The sequence below is a fragment of the Nostoc sp. UCD121 genome (assembly GCF_014222285.1).
Taxonomy (GTDB): Bacteria; Cyanobacteriota; Cyanobacteriia; order Cyanobacteriales; family Nostocaceae; genus Nostoc.
In genome coordinates this window covers 1-2,500 of sequence record NZ_JACKZS010000336.1, presented here as the reverse complement: position 1 = coordinate 2,500, position 2,500 = coordinate 1, and the positions used below count along the sequence as shown (strand labels likewise).

The 2,500-nt window shown below is 50.2% G+C and carries 2 tRNA genes and 2 rRNA genes (1 of these 4 cut by a window edge); all 4 read right to left on the bottom strand.

Going from position 1 to position 2,500, the window contains the following annotated elements:
• Positions 1–403, bottom strand: a 23S ribosomal RNA gene (locus GNF10_RS34945); it reaches 2,490 nt to the left of the window's first position.
• Between the two features lie 247 nt (positions 404–650).
• Positions 651–723, bottom strand: a tRNA-Ala gene (locus GNF10_RS34940).
• Positions 724–806: 83 nt separating this feature from the next.
• A tRNA-Ile gene (locus tag GNF10_RS34935) sits at positions 807–880 on the bottom strand.
• 131 nt (positions 881–1,011) lie between these two features.
• Positions 1,012–2,500 (bottom strand): 16S ribosomal RNA (locus GNF10_RS34930).
• The 16S and 23S rRNA genes sit together here with 2 tRNA genes alongside, the layout of an rRNA operon.

The following is a 2,500-nucleotide window of genomic DNA, read 5'->3' as shown; positions in this document are numbered from 1 at the left end:
CCCATGCTACTCGGGATTCAGCTACTATCCTTGAGTTTTCAACTACAGGACTTTCACCTTCTTTGGTGCAGTATTTAGCTGCTTCGTTTAACCGCTAGATTCGATATTGCTGTCCCACTACCCCAATCGGTAAACCAATTGGTTTAGGCTTTTCCCCTTTCGCTCACCACTACTTAGGGAATCTCTGTTTTGATTTCTCTTCCTCCAGCTACTAAGATGTTTCAATTCGCTGGGTTGGCTCTCTCCTGCCTATATATTCAGCAGGTAGTATATAGGGTTGCCCCATTCGGAAATCTCCGGCTCAATGTTTGCTTCCAACTCCCCGGAGCATATCGTCGGTAACCACGTCCTTCGTCGCCTCTGTGTGCCTAGGTATCCACCGTTAGCCCTTATTAGCTTGACCACTCAATTCATTTGGTCTTTCACAATTCGCATTCACAAATAGTTAGTTCTGCTTACCTCATCACTTCGCACTGATTTTACTCAGCACTCGGCATTCAGCACTCAGAACTCTCAATGTCTGTGTCTGCCTGCTATTTTCGCGTTTCTATGCAGTTTTCAAGGTTCTGGCTGAGATACAACTCAGCAGTCTGACACCACTGTCATGTTGCTGAACTCTCACAAAATTTTTCAATGGCAATCGCCACAGGTGGAGGTTAGCGGACTCGAACCGCTGACATCCTGCTTGCAAAGCAGGCGCTCTACCAACTGAGCTAAACCCCCAGATACAACTAAAAATTGATAATCAAAAATTAAAAACTTATTTCATTTTTAATTTTTAATTCTACATTTTTAATTGATTCAGGTGGGCCATCCTGGACTCGAACCAGGGACCTCACCCTTATCAGGGGTGCGCTCTAACCACCTGAGCTAATAGCCCCTAAATGAACCAAATCATAGTTTGAAAGCTTTTTACATTTTGCTTATGTCTGCGACCGACCTAGGTTAGACCAACTTACTATCTATTTAACTGTATGTTTTTCGATATGTAAGGGGTGTAGGTCTCCCTAAAAAGGAGGTGATCCAGCCACACCTTCCGGTACGGCTACCTTGTTACGACTTCACCCCAGTCACCAGTCCTGCCTTAGGCATCCTCCTCCCCGAAAGGTTGGAGTAATGACTTCGGGCACTACCAGCTTCCATGGTGTGACGGGCGGTGTGTACAAGGCCCGGGAACGAATTCACTGCAGTATGCTGACCTGCAATTACTAGCGATTCCTCCTTCACGCAGGCGAGTTGCAGCCTGCGATCTGAACTGAGCTCCGGTTTACGGGATTTGCTTGCATTCGCATGCTTGCTGCCCTCTGTCCGGAGCATTGTAGTACGTGTGTAGCCCAAGGCGTAAGGGGCATGCTGACTTGACGTCATCCCCACCTTCCTCCGGTTTGTCACCGGCAGTCTCTCTAGAGTGCCCAACTTAATGCTGGCAACTAAAAACGAGGGTTGCGCTCGTTGCGGGACTTAACCCAACATCTCACGACACGAGCTGACGACAGCCATGCACCACCTGTGTTCGCGCTCCCGAAGGCACTCTTCCCTTTCAAGAAGATTCGCGACATGTCAAGCCTTGGTAAGGTTCTTCGCGTTGCATCGAATTAAACCACATACTCCACCGCTTGTGCGGGCCCCCGTCAATTCCTTTGAGTTTCACCGTTGCCGGCGTACTCCCCAGGCGGGATACTTAACGCGTTAGCTACGGCACGGCTCGGGTCGATACAAGCCACGCCTAGTATCCATCGTTTACGGCTAGGACTACTGGGGTATCTAATCCCATTCGCTCCCCTAGCTTTCGTCCCTCAGTGTCAGTTACGGCCTAGCAGAGCGCCTTCGCCACCGGTGTTCTTCCTGATCTCTACGCATTTCACCGCTACACCAGGAATTCCCTCTGCCCCGAACGTACTCTAGCTATGTAGTTTCCACTGCTTTTATCTAGTTGAGCTAGACTCTTTAACAGCAGACTTACATTGCCACCTGCGGACGCTTTACGCCCAATCATTCCGGATAACGCTTGCATCCTCCGTATTACCGCGGCTGCTGGCACGGAGTTAGCCGATGCTTATTCCTCAGGTACCGTCATTGTGTTCTTCCCTGAGAAAAGAGGTTTACGACCCAAGAGCCTTCCTCCCTCACGCGGTATTGCTCCGTCAGGCTTTCGCCCATTGCGGAAAATTCCCCACTGCTGCCTCCCGTAGGAGTCTGGGCCGTGTCTCAGTCCCAGTGTGGCTGATCGTCCTCTCAGACCAGCTACTGATCGTCGCCTTGGGAGTCCATTACACTTCCAACTAGCTAATCAGACGCGAGCTCATCTCTAGGCAGTTAACCTTTCACCTCTCGGCACATCCGGTATTAGCCACCGTTTCCAGTGGTTGTCCCAGACCTAGAGCCAGATTCTCACGCGTTACTCACCCGTCCGCCACTGTGTCCGAAGACACCGTTCGACTTGCATGTGTTAAGCATACCGCCAGCGTTCATCCTGAGCCAGGATCAAACTCTCCGTTTT